14 protein-coding genes and 2 pseudogenes are annotated in these 14,336 nt (G+C 71.3%); 8 read left to right on the top strand and 8 right to left on the bottom strand.

Annotated features, from left to right (window positions below; translation table 11 throughout):
* Positions 1 to 32 precede the first annotated feature (32 nt).
* Positions 33 to 308: pseudogene (locus ASF39_RS17450) on the bottom strand (2-hydroxycarboxylate transporter family protein); the annotation flags it as partial.
* A gap of 124 nt (positions 309 to 432) precedes the next feature.
* On the opposite strand from ASF39_RS17450, the gene thrS reads away from it, so the two are divergent.
* From thrS to ASF39_RS17435, 3 genes are all read left to right on the top strand, one after another.
* On the top strand, positions 433 to 2,460 hold the full coding sequence (gene thrS, locus ASF39_RS17445; protein WP_056286244.1) for a threonine--tRNA ligase: 2,028 nt from the start codon (positions 433 to 435) through the stop codon (positions 2,458 to 2,460).
* Positions 2,461 to 2,527: 67 nt separating this feature from the next.
* The gene (locus ASF39_RS17440) at positions 2,528 to 2,740 is read left to right on the top strand and encodes a DUF5397 family protein (RefSeq protein WP_055888540.1); all 213 of its coding nucleotides are present in this window, start codon (positions 2,528 to 2,530) and stop codon (positions 2,738 to 2,740) included.
* Entirely contained in the window at positions 2,740 to 3,018 is a 279-nt protein-coding gene (locus tag ASF39_RS17435) for a virulence factor (RefSeq protein WP_056286240.1), read from the top strand. Before ASF39_RS17440 ends, ASF39_RS17435 begins: the two co-directional genes overlap by 1 nt.
* Before the next feature lie 6 nt (positions 3,019 to 3,024).
* On the opposite strand, the gene ASF39_RS17430 is transcribed toward ASF39_RS17435, so the two are convergent.
* The gene (locus ASF39_RS17430; RefSeq protein ID WP_244472457.1) at positions 3,025 to 3,900 is read right to left on the bottom strand and encodes a hypothetical protein; all 876 of its coding nucleotides are present in this window, start codon (positions 3,898 to 3,900) and stop codon (positions 3,025 to 3,027) included.
* Between the two features lie 308 nt (positions 3,901 to 4,208).
* Between ASF39_RS17430 and ASF39_RS17425 the strand changes: the two genes are divergently transcribed.
* Entirely contained in the window at positions 4,209 to 4,772 is a 564-nt protein-coding gene (locus ASF39_RS17425; RefSeq protein ID WP_056286238.1) for a nitroreductase, read from the top strand.
* Between the two features lie 99 nt (positions 4,773 to 4,871).
* Positions 4,872 to 5,483, top strand: a complete 612-nt coding sequence (locus ASF39_RS17420; protein ID WP_055888424.1) for a flavin reductase family protein — start codon at positions 4,872 to 4,874, stop codon at positions 5,481 to 5,483.
* On the opposite strand, the gene ASF39_RS17415 is transcribed toward ASF39_RS17420, so the two are convergent.
* Positions 5,455 to 6,051 (bottom strand): aldolase/citrate lyase family protein, encoded by a 597-nt coding sequence (locus ASF39_RS17415; protein ID WP_056286233.1) that lies wholly within the window; start codon positions 6,049 to 6,051, stop codon positions 5,455 to 5,457. The two genes, ASF39_RS17420 and ASF39_RS17415, sit on opposite strands and share 29 nt — an antisense overlap.
* Positions 6,052 to 6,224: 173 nt before the next feature.
* Between ASF39_RS17415 and ASF39_RS17410 the strand changes: the two genes are divergently transcribed.
* Together ASF39_RS17410 and ASF39_RS17405 are read left to right on the top strand one after the other, a co-directional pair.
* Positions 6,225 to 7,307 (top strand): hypothetical protein, encoded by a 1,083-nt coding sequence (locus tag ASF39_RS17410; protein WP_056286230.1) that lies wholly within the window; start codon positions 6,225 to 6,227, stop codon positions 7,305 to 7,307.
* Positions 7,304 to 8,740, top strand: coding sequence for a DUF2336 domain-containing protein (locus ASF39_RS17405; RefSeq protein ID WP_056286228.1), 1,437 nt, complete (start codon positions 7,304 to 7,306; stop codon positions 8,738 to 8,740). The genes ASF39_RS17410 and ASF39_RS17405 overlap by 4 nt, the downstream gene beginning before the upstream one ends.
* A gap of 19 nt (positions 8,741 to 8,759) precedes the next feature.
* Here ASF39_RS17405 and ASF39_RS17400 read toward each other — a convergent pair whose 3' ends face one another.
* On the bottom strand, positions 8,760 to 9,536 hold the full coding sequence (locus ASF39_RS17400) for an NAD kinase (RefSeq protein ID WP_055888432.1): 777 nt from the start codon (positions 9,534 to 9,536) through the stop codon (positions 8,760 to 8,762).
* 84 nt (positions 9,537 to 9,620) lie between these two features.
* Between ASF39_RS17400 and cutA the strand changes: the two genes are divergently transcribed.
* The gene (gene cutA, locus ASF39_RS17395) at positions 9,621 to 9,965 is read left to right on the top strand and encodes a divalent-cation tolerance protein CutA (RefSeq protein ID WP_055888434.1); all 345 of its coding nucleotides are present in this window, start codon (positions 9,621 to 9,623) and stop codon (positions 9,963 to 9,965) included.
* Here cutA and ASF39_RS17390 read toward each other — a convergent pair.
* The 4 genes and pseudogenes from ASF39_RS17390 to ASF39_RS17375 all read right to left on the bottom strand — a co-directional run.
* Positions 9,944 to 11,074 (bottom strand): glycosyltransferase family 2 protein, encoded by a 1,131-nt coding sequence (locus ASF39_RS17390; RefSeq protein ID WP_056286225.1) that lies wholly within the window; start codon positions 11,072 to 11,074, stop codon positions 9,944 to 9,946. The two genes, cutA and ASF39_RS17390, sit on opposite strands and share 22 nt — an antisense overlap.
* Entirely contained in the window at positions 11,074 to 11,832 is a 759-nt protein-coding gene (locus tag ASF39_RS17385; protein ID WP_082494659.1) for a lysophospholipid acyltransferase family protein, read from the bottom strand. The genes ASF39_RS17390 and ASF39_RS17385 overlap by 1 nt, the downstream gene beginning before the upstream one ends.
* 85 nt (positions 11,833 to 11,917) lie before the next feature.
* Complete coding sequence (crtI, locus tag ASF39_RS17380; RefSeq protein ID WP_055888446.1) at positions 11,918 to 13,453, bottom strand: phytoene desaturase family protein; 1,536 nt, start codon at positions 13,451 to 13,453, stop codon at positions 11,918 to 11,920.
* 213 nt (positions 13,454 to 13,666) lie between these two features.
* Positions 13,667 to 14,203: pseudogene (locus ASF39_RS17375) on the bottom strand (cytochrome c family protein); the annotation flags it as partial.
* Positions 14,204 to 14,336 lie beyond the last annotated feature (133 nt).

Below are 14,336 nucleotides of genomic sequence, written 5' to 3'. Positions count from 1 at the left end.
ACGAGCAGTACCGTCCTGCCCGTCACAAACCCTCACCCCCCGAATGCCCTCAACGCGACCAGCGCCCCGGTCACCGTGAGCGCGCCCCCGATCCGCGTGGCGATCTGGGCGAAGGGCATCAGCGCCATGCGGTCGGCGGCGGTGAGGATGGCGACGTCGCCGGTGCCGCCCTGGCCGCTGTGGCAGGCGTTCACGATCGCCGCCTCGATGGGATACATCCCGAGGCGACGCCTCACGAAGAAGCCCGTCGCCATCAGCGTCGCCACGGTGGCGACGATGGTGACCACGTTGGGGAGGGTGAAGGCGGCGGCACCGTGATTTCGTCCCGCCCGGTTTCGGTCTAAAGGGCACGGCCCGCCCCCTTGGCGGGACCGCCGAAAAATTCCGCTTACCTGCCTCGTTCGCAGGAGTGAGCGACAGGAGACCTGACCGATGCCCATCCTGACATTCCCCGACGGCAATACGCGCGACGTCGAGGCCGGCACCACCGGGCGCAGCGTGGTCGAGGGCATCGCCAAGAGCCTGGCCAAGCGCACCGTCGCCATGGCGCTGGACGGCAGGGTCTGCGACCTCGCCGACCCCATCGACCGCGACGCGCGCATCGAGTTCCTCGACCGCACCGACCCGCGCAGCCTGGAGCTGATCCGTCACGACTGCGCCCACGTGCTCGCCGAGGCCGTGCAGGCTTTGTGGCCGGACACGCAGGTGACCATCGGCCCGGTGATCGAGAACGGTTTCTACTACGACTTTTCGCGCCCCGAGCCATTCACGCCGGAGGACTTTCCCAAGATCGAGGCCAAGATGCGCGAGATCATCGCGCGCGACGCGCCGTTCACGAAGGAGATCTGGACCCGCGAGGACGTGCGCAACCTGTTCTCGGAGAAGGGCGAGGCCTACAAGGTCGAACTCGTCGACGCGATCCCCCCCGGCGACGACCTCAAGATCTACCGCCAGGGCGAGTGGTTCGACCTGTGCCGCGGCCCGCACATGACCTCCACGGGCAAGGTCGGCACCGCCTTCAAGCTCATGAAGGTCGCGGGCGCCTACTGGCGCGGCGATTCCAACAACCCGATGCTGACGCGCATCTACGGCACCGCCTGGGCCACCAAGGAGGACCTCGACGCCTACCTGCATCGGCTCGAGGAGGCCGAGCGCCGCGACCACCGGCGCCTGGGCCGTGAGATGGACCTGTTCCACTTCCAGGAGGAGGGGCCGGGCGTCGTGTTCTGGCACGCCAAGGGCTGGACCGTGTTCCAGGAACTCATCGCCTACATGCGCCGGCGCCTGAAGGGCGACTACGCCGAGGTCAACGCCCCGCAGATCCTCGACAAGTCGCTGTGGGAGACCTCCGGCCACTGGGACTGGTACCGGGAGAACATGTTCGCGGCCCAATCGGCCGGGGACGAGGCCGAGGACAAGCGCTGGTTCGCCCTGAAGCCGATGAACTGCCCCGGCCACGTGATGATCTTCAAGCACGGCCTGAAGTCCTACCGCGACCTTCCCTTGCGCATGGCGGAGTTCGGGGTGGTCCACCGCTACGAGGCGTCCGGCGCCATGCACGGCCTGATGCGGGTGCGCGGCTTCACGCAGGACGACGCGCACATCTTCTGCACCGAGGACCAACTCGCCGCCGAGTGCCTGGCGATCAACGACCTGATCCTGTCCACCTACGCCGACTTCGGCTTCGGCGACATCGTCGTGAAGCTTTCCACACGCCCCGAGAAGCGCGTCGGCTCGGACGCCCTGTGGGACCACGCCGAAGACGTGATGACCCGCGTTCTGGCGCAGATCGAGGCGCAGTCGGGCGGGCGGATCAAGACGTCGATCAACCCGGGCGAGGGCGCCTTCTACGGGCCGAAGTTCGAATACGTCCTGCGCGACGCCATCGGGCGCGACTGGCAGTGCGGCACGACGCAGGTGGACTTCAACCTGCCCGAACGGTTCGGCGCCTTCTACGTCGACGCCGAGAGCCAGAAGACCGCGCCCGTCATGGTCCACCGCGCCATCTGCGGTTCGCTGGAGCGGTTCACCGGCATCCTGATCGAGCATTTCGCCGGGCATTTCCCGCTGTGGCTCGCACCGGTCCAGGTGGTGGTGGCCACGATCACCCAGGATGCCGACCCCTACGCCCGCGAGGTCGTCGCCGCCCTCGACCGGGCGGGGATGCGGGTGGAGGCGGACCTGCGCAACGAGAAGATCAACTACAAGGTCCGCGAGCATTCGCTGGCCAAGGTGCCGGTGATGCTGGTGGTGGGCCGCAAGGAGGGCGAGGAGCGCACCGTCTCGATCCGCCGCATGGGCAGCCAGCAGACCCGGACCGTGGGCCTCGACCAGGCGCTGGCCGACCTCGTGGCGGAGGCGACCTCGCCGGATCGCAGGCGGGCAAATGCCGTCGCCGAGAGCGCGCCGAGCGAGGACGTGACGCTCGACGGGCGGCATGCGGTGGCTCCGGCGCCCTGAGCCGACGTTTGGACGTGGGCCCCTGTTCGATGTCGTCTTTCAGGGCCGCGTTTGGTACCTTCCGGACATGAGCCAAGCCGCGATCGAATCACGCCCGTCCCCGCAGAGCCTGATCGGCACATGGCGCCGGTTCGGGGAGATCGGCCCGGTCTATGAAATCGTCGGTGTCGGAACGACATCGTCCGCGGGTGATCCAGCCATGCGGGTTCGGGTCGTCGAGACGAACGAAGAGGTCGACTACCGCCTGAAGGACCTCCTCGACGATCCGATCGAAGGCTGATGTTCGCCATCGCCTTCGATCTGGTCGTCGCCGACACCCAAGCCCATCACCCCAAAGGTGTCCCGCAGGCCTACGCCGATATCCGTTCTACGCTCGATCGTTACGGTTTTGCGTGGATTCAGGGAAGTCTCTACGTCAGCTCCGACGAGGATCTCGCGGTCCTCTTCTCGGCGATCACGGTATTGAAAGCGCTTGCCTGGTTTCCACGGTCGGTACGCGACATCCGTGCCTTTCGGATCGAACAATGGTCAGATTTCACGACGCTCGTGCAATCCTGACCGCTATTACCCCGCCTTGGCCAGAACCTCGATATCCCGGTTCAGCCCGCTCTCGACCTTGAACTCGCGGGTGTAGACCTGACCGTCGTGGCGGGCGATCAGCACGTAGTCGCCCTCCGCCAGCGTCACCGCCGGGAAGGCGCCGATCGCCTCGCGGATGGTGTCGCCGCCCGGGGTCAGCACGCTGAAGGCGGTGCCGGCGAAGGCCTCGGCGCCGGGTGCCGCCACGAGCTTGAGGGTCACCGTGGCGGCACGGTGGTTGAGGGTGGCGTCGGTGACCTTGCCGACGTCGACCTTGAGGTCGGCCCGCTGGATCGCGTTCGATTCCCCGTAGGTGGAGACCACGTGATAGGTCCCCTCCGGCAGGCGGATCAGGTCGCCGGCCTTGACGGCGCTGCGCACCAGGCGCCCTTCGGAATTGGCCCCGATCGGCACGAAGATCGAGAAGGCGAGGTCGGCCGGCGCGATCCGCACGTCGCCGATGGCGCCCGAGAGCCGCAGGGCACCGGCGTTGATCCGCACCTGCTCGGTCATGGCGGCGCCGGAGACGACGATGCGCCTGGAGGCGCTGGCGAAGCCGTAGGTGACGGTGGCGACGTAGGCCCCCGGCGCGAGGGAGAAGCGCGGGTCGGCGTCGGTGGAGCGGGCGACGATGGCGGGCCGGCCGGCATCGCTGCGATCCTCGTAGATGCGCCAGGTGAGGCCCGAGCGCAGGGCCCGGTCGCTCCCGGCGAGAAGCGCTGTGAGACTCAAGGCGGTCTCGCCCTGGGTGGAGGGGAGGGGCAGTTGCCCGCCGGTGATGGACGGGGTCGGCAGGCCCTGGTTGCGGCCCGGGGGCTCCTCGGCCCGAACCGGGGCCGGGCCGGCGATCGTGAGGATCACGGCGAGGATCGAACCGCACCGTCCGGATCGACGGCAGGTCAGCCGCATCGCATTCATCCCACGCCTCCCGAAAGCCCGCATCCACCGGCCATGCCGCGCGACCGTGGCGGCTCCGTGACGAAAGCCGATGCCGGCGTGGACGCGCGTCCGCATCCATGGATCGCTTGGGGCATTTCTGGGGGTATTTCCGGACCCTTTGCCGCGTCCGCCTCCATTCCGGCGGATGGGCCGCTTCGCCTATAGGGGGTGTCGCACCGTGGGCGGGACCGAAGGCGGCCGCCCACGACCGACAGCCGCGAAGAGCCCCGATGACCGCCACCCTCGACCTCCTGCGCACCCGCCGCTCCGTGCCCCCGGTGAACCTCGCCGAACCGGGTCCGAGCGAGGAGACGCTCGACGCCATCCTCGCCATCGCCGCGCGGGTGCCCGACCATGGCAAGCTCGCCCCCTGGCGCTTCATCGTCATCGAGCGTGAGGCGCGGGGGCGCATCGGGGAGGTGATCGCCCAGGCCTACGGCGCCGACCATCCCCAGGCCGATGCCGGCCGCCTCGAGCTCGAACGCAGACGGCTGTCGCACGCCCCTTGCGTCGTGGCGGTGGTGTCGCGGGCCGGGCCGCACATCAAGATCCCGGAGTGGGAGCAGGTGCTCTCGGCAGGGGCGGCGACCATGAACCTCGTGGTGGCGGCCAATGCGGCCGGTTTCGCCACCGCCTGGCTCACCGAATGGTTCGCCTACGACCGGCGCGTCCTCGATGCGCTCGGGCTGGCGCCGCAGGAGCGGATGGCCGGCTTCGTCCACATCGGACACCCCACGGAGATCCCGAGCGACCGGCCGAGGCCGGATCCGGCTTCGATCGTCACCCGGCTCTGAGGGTCCCCACCGAAACGAAGGACTTCGAGCCACCGGACTTCCAGCAGAATTCACGTCGCGACACGAAGTCCCTGTTTCCGTGGGAGCCCCGAGGCCCGCATGCACTACGATTCGACCGACCGGACCCTGCCCCACAACCCGTTGAAGGCCCTCGTCGCGCCGCGGCCGATCGGCTGGATCAGTTCCATGGACAAGGCGGGCGCGCTCAACCTCGCCCCCTATTCCTACTTCAACGCCATCGCCAGCGACCCGGACATGGTGATGTTCTCCTCCTACGGCCGCAAGGACGCGCTGGCCTTCGCGGAGGAGGGCGGCGAGTTCGTGTGCAGCCTCGCCACCTACGCCCTGCGCGATGCCATGAACGCCACCTCGGCGCCGCTGGAGCGCGGCCGCAGCGAGTTCGCCTTCGCGGGCCTGACCCCGGCCCCGTCGCGAAAGGTGAGGCCGCCGCGGGTGGCCGAATCGCCGGCGGCGATCGAGTGCCGCTGGGTGCGCACCGTGCCGCTGGTCCCCCTGGAGGGCGGCGAGGCCAGCCACTTCATGGTGATCGGGCAGGTGGTGTCGGTCTACATCGACGACGCCTTCGTCAGGGACGGCCAGGTCGACACCGCCGCCATGGGCCCGATCATGCGCGGCGGCCATACCGACTACTTCACGGTCACGCCCGAGAGCCGGTTCGAACTCAAGCGTCCGCCTGGGGCGGGGCAGTGATCGCCGCGACCTGGCCGGGTCGGGCCGCGATCTTGGCCGCGAACCCATAGGCCCTGGCGGCGGCGACATCGCCCGCCAGTTCCAGATCGTCGGGGCAGGCCGTATCGATCGCCGCGATGCCGGCGGCGGCGGCCGCGATCCGCACGAGCCCCCTGATCCGGGCGAGCGGCGCGACGAGCCCGCCGGCCGCGTCGCGACAGGCCGGCAGCCCCATCTCGGCGCAAAGGGCCTCAGCGTCCCAGGCGATGCCCGACAGCCGCGGACCGGCTCCGACGAGGCTCGGCAGGCCGAGGACGCCGCGGGCGTCGGCGATCATCGCCACGATCCGGATGGACCCGTCGCCGAGCCCGGCCCGCGCCTCATGGACCGCCAGCCGGACGCCGAGGCGCGCGACGTCACGCCCGTCGCGCACCGGTAGCAGGAGGCCGGTGGCACCGGTCGCGATCGGGGCCCCGCCGTCGCCGTCCTGCGTGGGAGCCGGCGCGAGCCAATCCACCCCGGCGGGCCAGTCCACCCCGGTGGGACCGAACCGGTCCTGGCCTGCGTCGCCCAGGAGAATCGCTCGCATGAGGGAATCGCTCGCATCGGCGGGCGCCGGCCTGCGGGAAGGGTGAACGGCGTAGGGCCGCCTTCAAGCTTCCTTTACCATAGGCAAGACAAAATCGCGCGACCGAGGGAGGGCCGACGCCATCCCTCCGGCGCGGCGTCCCATCCGGCGCGGCGCCCTCACCCGGACGGCGCATGTACCTGTTCACCACGCCCACCGCGACCACCAGGGAGACCGGCACCGGCCGGGACGCCGGTGCGCGCGCCACGGCCGGGACGGGCGGCGGCGCGGTGGTGGACGCCATCCGCGAGGGTGCGCAGAGTTCGGGGACGGGGTTCGACTATCTCCTGGCCACCGCCAAGCGCGAATCCGGGCTCGATCCCTCGGCCAAGGCCGGGACCTCCTCGGCCACCGGCCTGTTCCAGTTCATCGAGCAGACCTGGCTCGGCGTCATGAAGACCGCCGGACCCAAGCTCGGCCTCGCCACCTATGCCGACGCCATCACCGCGCGCGCCGACGGTACCTTCGCGGTGGCGGATGCCTCCGCCCGCCAGGCGATCCTCGACCTGCGCCGCGACCCCAGGATCGCCGCCACCATGGCCGGTGCCCTGACCCAGGCCAACCGCGACGCCCTCACCACCAGCCTCGGGCGCGAGCCGACCTCGGGCGACCTCTACGCCGCCCATGTGCTCGGCGCGCGCGGGGCGGCCTCCCTCATCGGCACGGCGCAGGCGAGCCCGGCCCGCGCCGCAGCCCTCGACATGCCCGAGGCCGCGGCCGCCAACCGCTCCCTGTTCTACGACAGGACCGGGCGGCCGCGCGGCGCCGCCGAACTCTATGCCTTGCTGGGCACCGCCCAGGCCACGGGCCAGGCCGGGGCGGCACGGCCGGCCGCCTCCACGATCACCGACCTGCCCGGCGCCCCCACCGCCTATGCCGCCCTCGAGGGCGGCGGCCTGCGCTCGATGTTCCAGACCGACCGCCGCCAGGGCGCCGTCTCGGACGGTGTCGCCAAGCTCTGGCAGGCGCGCGGCACCATCGAGGCGACCCGCAGCGCGCCGAGCTACTTCCCGCGCTCGGACGGCACCGGCACCGAGACGGTGGCGGCGCCGGCCGCCACCGCGGTCCAGGCCGAGACGGCACGGGTCTCGACCGTCTCCGTCGCCCTCGTCGGGGCACCGGCGCCGCCGCCGCGCCCGGCCGAATTCGTCGTGCCGCCGAGCCGCCAGGCGGGCAGCCTCGTTCCTTTCCTCTCCACGACCCGGAGCGGTCCATGATCATCCGCCAGTTCCTCGCCTGGACCCAAGACGATTCGACGGCCCGGCGGGCGGAGGCGGCGACGCATCTCGCCAGGGCCTTCCTCTACGGCGGCCTCGACGCGGAGCAGACCTGGAACGCCAGGACCGCCCTAATCGGGCTCCTCGACGATCCCTCGCGCCAGGTTCGGCTGGCGCTGGCGCTGGCCTGCGCCAGTGCGTCCGAAGCGCCGCGCGCGCTCATCATCGCCCTGGCCTCCGACCAGGCCGACATCGCCGCGGTGGTGCTGGCGCGGTCGCCGGTACTGAGCGACGCCGACCTCGTCGACGGCATCGCCATCGGCTGCGAGACGGTCCGTTCGGCGATCGCCGCGCGCGACCGCCTCAGCTACGCGGTGGCCGGCGCCCTGGCCGAACTCGGGGAGGTGCCGTCCCTGGTGGCGCTCGCGACCAACCACGAGGCCGAGATCACCACCGGGAGCCTCCTGCGCATGGTGGCCCGGCACGGCGACGCGGCGCCCTTGCGCGAGGCGCTGCTCGCCCGGCCGGACCTGCCCCTCGAAGTGCGCCAGGCGATCACCGCCCGCCTCGCCGAGACGCTCGCCGCTTTCGCGGTGGATTCCGGCTGGCTGACGCCGGTGCGCTCGGAGCGCGCGAGCCGCGAGGCCCGCGAGCGCGCCACCCTCACCTTCAGCGTCGACGCCCACCCCATCGACCTCGCCCGCCTCGTGACGCACCTGCGCCGCCAGGGCGAACTCAACGCCGGCCTGATCCTGCGGGCGATCCTGTCGGGGCGGATGGCCTTCGTGGAAGCGGCCCTTTGCGATCTCACGGGCCTCGGCGGCAACCGCGTCGCCGGGCTGATGCTCGATTCCTCGGGTGCGGGATTCACCGCCCTCCATCGCCGCGCCGGCCTGCCGGAGGCGCTGCTGCCGGCCTTCTCCGGCGCCCTCTCGGCGTGGCGGGAGGCCAGCCGCGGCCGCGTCGAGATCTCGGACGCGGCACTGTCGCGGCGGATGATCGAGCGGGCGCTCACCGCCTGCGAGGCGATGCCCTTCGCCGAGGCGTCCGGCATCGTGGCGCTGCTGGCGCGCTACGAGGCCGAAGCCGCCCGCGACGAGGCCCGCCTCGTGGCCAAGGCGCTGGGCGAGGTCGCCCAGGCCGAGGAGAAGGCCCGTATCGAGGCCGAGGTGATCGATGCCGAATGGCGCGACGCGCAGGCCCGGATCGCCAAGGCGCCGGACTACGCCGACCTGGAGGCGACCGCAGCCCCCGCCGCCGATGTGGCCGCGCCCGGATCGGTGGCCGCCATCCTCGACGGCCTGTCCGACGCGCTGATGCGGGAATTCGCGCAAGGGGTCGAGCGGACGACCCCCACGGCTACCTCCGAGGACACGATCCCCGACATCCTCGTGGCGAGCTACCGCGCCGACCGGGTGCGGCTCGCCGCTTGAATCAGCCGGCGGAGCCGGTTCACCCGAACTGCTCGCGCAGGATACGCTCGTCGAGGCTGTGGTCGGGGTCGTGCAGGAGGACGAGGTCGGTCTCCTGGTCGAGCCAGGTCTCCACCGTGGCGACGCGGCGGAACTCGGTGTGGTCGGCCACCGCCGAGACCGGCCGATGCTCGGCGTCGATCACCTCGATGCGGATACGGGCGTAATCGGGCAGCAGCGCCCCGCGCCAGCGCCGGGGCCGGAACGCCGAGATCGGGGTCAGGGCCAGGAGCTGGGCGTTGAGCGGCAGGATCGGCCCGCCCACGGAGAGGTTGTAGGCGGTCGATCCGGCCGGGGTCGCCACGAGCACGCCGTCGGCGATGAGTTCGGGCAGGCGGACATGACCGTCCACCGCGATCGTCAGCTTGGCGGTCTGGTGGGTCTGGCGCAGCATGTAGACCTCGTTGAGCGCGCGCGCCCGGTGCGACCGCCCCTCGGTGTCCACCGCCTCCATCAGCAGGGGATGGATGATGCTGACCTGCGCCGCCTCCAGCCGCTCGATCAGCCCGTCCTCCCGGAATTCGTTCATCAGGAAGCCGACGGTGCCGCGGTTCATGCCGTAGATCGGGGTGCCGGCGGCCATGAAGCGGTGCAGCGCCTGCAGCATCAGGCCGTCGCCGCCCAGGGCCACCACCACATCGGCCTCCTCGGGCGCCACGTGGTCGTAGCGGCGCATCAGCGTCGCGGCGGCCTGGCGCGCATCCGGCGTCGGGCTCGCGATGAAGGCGAGCCGGTGGAAGCGCCGCGGGTTCAGCATGCGTCCGCCTTCTTGACGCGGGGGCTTCCCGCACCTCTCCATCGGGGGCCGCCGTATCGGCGGGTCCGACGAAAGGCTCTTAGCATGGAGCGTCCGCTCCTCGTCTACACCACCTTCCCCGACGCCGGCACGGCGCTGGCCATCGGCGAGGAACTGGTCCGGGCCCGGCTCGCCGCCTGCGTCAACGTGCTGCCCGGCATGACCTCGGTCTATGCGTGGAAGGGCACGGTGGAGCGCGGGAACGAGGTCGTGACGATCCTCAAGACCCGCGAGAGCCTGGGGCCCGCCCTGGCCGCGGCGCTCAAGGCGCGCCATCCCTACGAGACGCCGATCGTCCTGCATCTGCCCGTGCTGGAGGCCGACCCGGACACGATGGCCTGGATCGTGGCCGAGACGGGCGACGAGCCTCAGGCTCCGCCGACGGGGTAGCTCCGGCCCTTCCACAGGGCGGCGCCCGCCCGCTTCTTGCGCAGGAGCACGTTCCATTGGATCGCCAGCGCCACGGCGACGCCGAGGGGGTGGAGCAGGATGGTCGCCGCCGGCTCGCGGGTGACCAGCGTGATCGCCATGCGGGTTCCGAGGGACACCAGCAGGGCGGCGAAGGCCACGAAGGCGGCGGCCCCGGAGGAGGCGCCGACCGCGGCGGCGGCCAGCAGCAGCCACGGGAGGATGTGCCCCCCGGCGAGCAGCAGCGTCCAGACCGGCAGGGCGCGGGGGGTGGCCAGCCCCTCGTGGGCGTTCTTCGAGAAGCCGGCCCAGGATTCCCCGAAGCTGCGGTACATCCGGCAGGTCGCCAGCGCATGGCCGGCGACGAGGTCGGTGCGGTGTCCGGCCTCGCGCAGGAGGCGCGGCAGGAAGACGCCGTCGTGCAGCCGCGCCCGGATGGCGCCGTGGCCGCCGGTGGCGGCATGGACGGCCCGGTCGACGAGGACGAGCTGCCCGCAGGCCGCGCCGAGGGACGGACGCAGCGAGGCGCGCATCATCGCGATCGGCAGGTAGCCGACGAGCAGGAAGTTGATCATCGGCACGGTGAGCCGTTCGCCGAGCGTCTCCATGCGCTGGCGCGGCACGGCGCTGACGAGGGCGGCGCCGCTGCGGGCGGCGTGTGCGGCCAGACCGGCGGCGGCCCGCGGCGCCAGGGCCACGTCGGCATCGATGAACAGCAGGCGGTCGCCGCGGGCCTCGGCGGCGAGCTTGGCGCAGGCGTGGTTCTTTCCTGTCCAGCCCTCGGGAAGGGCCGGGATCGCGACGAGGCGCAGGCGCGGGTCGGCGTTCGCCATGTCCCGCACGATTGCGGCGGTGGCGTCGGTGGAGTGATCGTCGCCCACCAGGACCTCGACGGCGATGCCGGTGCTGGCCAGGGCGGCGGTGACGGTGCCGGCGATGGTCGCCGCCTCATCGCGCGCCGGGATCAGGATCGAGACGAGGCCGCCGCTGGCCGCATCGGGCTCGGGCGTCCGCAGCAGGGTGAGATTGATGGCGGCGAGGACGGCGGGAAGCAACGCGAGGGCGAAGGCGGCCAGCGAGAGGGCGAGCATCACGGGGCGGGTTTCCCGAGCGCGGCAGCGCGGTGGGCGGGGTCGAAGCGGCGTCCCGTGACGAGCCCGCGCAGGCGACGCCAGCCGTCGTAGACGCCCCCGACGCCCTTCGTCCCCGCCACGAGATCGTCGAAGCGGGCGGGATCGCGGGCGATGACGTCGCCGCTCAGCCGGTCGAGGGTCGCGGTCAGGTCGGCCTCCAGGCGTGGCAGGCGCTGACCCCGGGGCAGGGCGAGGAGGTCGCGGGCGAGGATCGGCGCGCCGAAGGCGGCGAAGGCCTCGCCCCCCCGCTCCTCCCAGAACGCGTATTCGAGGGCGAGCGGCACCAGGACGGCGTCCGGGGCGATCTCGGCGAGATGGGCGACGCCGGCCTTGAGGCCGAGGGGCCGCACCCGGACGTCGGAAAAGCGCCCCTGGGCGGTGATCCACATCATGGCGTCGGGCCTCGCCAGGAGCAGGCGGGCGGCGCGCAGGAACTGGGCCGCCCCGCGCGGCGAGTCGATGTCCACCGCAAAGGCGCCGATGCGGGAGAAGATGCCGTAGCGCTCGAGCATCTTGGCGTCGAACGGCGCGAAGCTGACGCGGGCGGGAAACAAGCGGTCGGCGAGGAGGACGACGACGGCCGCATCCCACCAGGCCGGGTGGTTGCAGTAGACCACCACCGGCCCGGGGTGATCGGCGATCGCCGGGCGCCCCCAGTCCGCCAGCCGCACCGCGTTGAGGTGGCGGCGGGTGAACCGGGTGAAATAGGCGACCATGAACGCCCAGGCGAGGGCCGAACGCGCGGCGCCCGGATCGTCCCCCGCCGGTCGCCGGCTCACGCTCGAACCCGAGACATGCGCATCACGCCGCGCTCTTGCCGGCCCTGGCGCCACCCTGGATGTCGGTATCGAGGGCATCGGCCGCGATCCAGCCCGACATCATCACCATGGGCATGCCGGGGCCGGGATGGGCGGCGCCGCCGGCGAGATAGAGGCCGCGCACCTGGCGCGAGCGGTTGCCCGGCTTGAACGCGCCCATGAACTTGCCGTGGGAGGCGAGACCGTAGATCGCGCCGTTCAGGACCTTGTAGCGCTCGTGGATGTCCTGGGGCGTCAGGTGCCGCTCCACCACGATGCGCTCCTCCAGGTCCGGCATGCCGGCGGTACGCTTGAGCTTGTCGAGGATCACCTGCCGGTAGGCCGGGAACATCGCGTTCCAGTCGTGGTGGGGCCGCAGGTAGGGCGTGTGGACGAGGACGTAGAGCGCCTCGCCGCCCTCGGGCGCCACGCTCGGGTCGGTGGAGGAGGGGGCCGCGAGATAGGCGGTGGGGTCCGGGGCCGGCTCGCCCTTGTGGTAGATGTAGTCGAACTCCTCCTCCGGATCGCGGGAGAAGACGAAGTCGTGGTGGTTAAGGTGCTCGTAGCGCTTGTTCAGCCCGAGGTAGAGCACCACGCCCGAACAGGCCGGCTCGAAGCTCTTCTTCTCGTAGGATCGGCCGACGTCGCCACCCACCAGCTCGCGGTAGGTGCGGACCGAATCCATGTTGGAGATCACGGCGTCGAACGGCGTGACGCCGGTGGCGGTCTTCACGCCCTTGACCGCGCCGTTCTCGATGGCGAGGCCGGTCACCTCGTCGCCGGGGCGCAGGGTCGCGCCGAGTTCGCCGGCGAGCTTGGCCAGGGCCTCGGCCACCGCGCGGGTGCCGCCCATCGGATACCAGACGCCCTCGGCGGTCTGCATGTGGGCGATGGCGCAGAGGACGGCCGGGGCACCGTAGGGCGAGGAGCCGACGTATTGCACGAAGTGGTCGAGCATCTGCGCCAGGCGCTCGTCCTTGACCTTGGACCGGATGGTGCCGGCCACCGACGAACCCATGCGCAGGGACAGGACGTCCCGCAGGGTGCCGGGATTCATGTTGGCGCGGATGTTGATGGTGTCGAACAGGTCTTCCACCGGCTTCCAGAAGAAGAACTTCTCGGAGACGCCGTGGAGATGCTCGGAGATTTCGAGAAACTTCTTGTAGCCCTCGCCGGAGCCGGTGCCCGGCGCGAAGCGGTCCATCGACGCCGCCATGGTCGGCACGTCGGCCATCAGGTCGATCTGGGTGTTGTCGTCGAAGAAGCAGCGCCACTGCGGGTCGAGCCGGCGCAGGTCGAGGTAGTCGGTGATGTCGCGCCCGGCCTCCTGGAAGATGCGCTCCAGCACCTTCGGCACGGTGAGGATGGTCGGCCCCATGTCGAAGCGGAAGCCGCCCTCGTGCAGCACCGCCGCCTTGCCGCCGAGCCAATCGTTCTTGTCGTAGAGCGTGACCTTATGGCCGCGCGCCGCACTCACGCAGGCCGCTGCCAACCCGCCCAACCCCGAGCCGATGACGGCAACCGAAGACTCGACACCCATGTTCTTGACGCTCCCGCGGGCAGCATGACCCACCGCTGCCCGGATGCAAGCTAGGCCGGATCACCGGACGGTCAACGCGCTACCCGGTCGCGCCCCGTCGGGGTCCATCGGTCCCGCGCCGCGCGCTCGCGGAGGTGGAGAAATCCGGCCGGCGCCGGCCCAGCCCGGTCCGCCCGACCGTCGCGCGATCGGGGCTTGCGATCAGGGCTTGGCTTCGGCGGCCGGAAGCGGCTTGGGGCTCTCGGCGAGGGTACGCAGGTAGGCGATGACGTTGGCCCGCTCCTGCGGCGAGGAGATGCCGGCGTAGGCCATCTTGGTCCCCTTGATGTACCCCTTCGGGTTCTCGAGGAAGCCGTCGAGCTGCGCGTAGTCCCAGACGCCGCCCTTCTCCTTCAGGCCCGCCGAGTACTCGAAGCCGGCGTGCGAACCGAGCTTGCGCTCGACCACCTCCCAGAGGCCGGGGCCGACCTTGTTGGCGCTGGCCTTGTCGAAGCTGTGGCAGGCCTGGCAGGCCTTGCTGCCGGCCTGGCCCTTCTCGGCGCTGGCGCTGGCCAGGCGGACCGCGATCGGCTCCACCTTGGCCGCCGCCGCCGGGGCGCCAGTGGCGGCGACGGGCTCGGGCAGGGCGTAACCCGCACCGCCGGCGGGCTTGGAACTGTAGATCAGCTCGGCCACGAACCCCGAACCCATGGCGAACAGGAGGGTGCCGAGCACCGCGCCAGCAACCTTGTTCAGCTCGAACGAGTCCATTCTCGACAACTCCGGTGCGACCAGCCGCGATGGCGCGCGGGCACGTCCGGCGGTCGTTGCACGCCGGACTTTTAAAAAGGGTTGAGGGTGCTTAGCCGCTCGGGGTCGATCTTGACAATGCCGGATCGAAATT

Origin of the sequence: Methylobacterium sp. Leaf108 (assembly GCF_001423265.1) — a bacterium.
GTDB lineage: Bacteria > Pseudomonadota > Alphaproteobacteria > Rhizobiales > Beijerinckiaceae > Methylobacterium.
The sequence above is the reverse complement of the archived record's forward strand: the minus strand, read 5'-3'. Positions and strand labels throughout refer to the sequence as shown.

Coding starts and splice junctions, on each gene's coding strand:
- ASF39_RS17410 (WP_056286230.1), top strand. CDS start 6,225: ATGTACCTGTTCACCACGCCCACCGCGACCACCAGGGAGACCGGCACC.
- ASF39_RS17435 (WP_056286240.1), top strand. CDS start 2,740: ATGTTCGCCATCGCCTTCGATCTGGTCGTCGCCGACACCCAAGCCCAT.
- thrS (WP_056286244.1), top strand. CDS start 433: ATGCCCATCCTGACATTCCCCGACGGCAATACGCGCGACGTCGAGGCC.
- ASF39_RS17405 (WP_056286228.1), top strand. CDS start 7,304: ATGATCATCCGCCAGTTCCTCGCCTGGACCCAAGACGATTCGACGGCC.
- ASF39_RS17400 (WP_055888432.1), bottom strand. CDS start 9,536: ATGCTGAACCCGCGGCGCTTCCACCGGCTCGCCTTCATCGCGAGCCCG.
- ASF39_RS17415 (WP_056286233.1), bottom strand. CDS start 6,051: ATGCGAGCGATTCTCCTGGGCGACGCAGGCCAGGACCGGTTCGGTCCC.
- ASF39_RS17440 (WP_055888540.1), top strand. CDS start 2,528: ATGAGCCAAGCCGCGATCGAATCACGCCCGTCCCCGCAGAGCCTGATC.
- crtI (WP_055888446.1), bottom strand. CDS start 13,453: ATGGGTGTCGAGTCTTCGGTTGCCGTCATCGGCTCGGGGTTGGGCGGG.
- ASF39_RS17425 (WP_056286238.1), top strand. CDS start 4,209: ATGACCGCCACCCTCGACCTCCTGCGCACCCGCCGCTCCGTGCCCCCG.
- ASF39_RS17390 (WP_056286225.1), bottom strand. CDS start 11,074: ATGCTCGCCCTCTCGCTGGCCGCCTTCGCCCTCGCGTTGCTTCCCGCC.
- cutA (WP_055888434.1), top strand. CDS start 9,621: ATGGAGCGTCCGCTCCTCGTCTACACCACCTTCCCCGACGCCGGCACG.
- ASF39_RS17420 (WP_055888424.1), top strand. CDS start 4,872: ATGCACTACGATTCGACCGACCGGACCCTGCCCCACAACCCGTTGAAG.
- ASF39_RS17385 (WP_082494659.1), bottom strand. CDS start 11,832: ATGGTCGCCTATTTCACCCGGTTCACCCGCCGCCACCTCAACGCGGTG.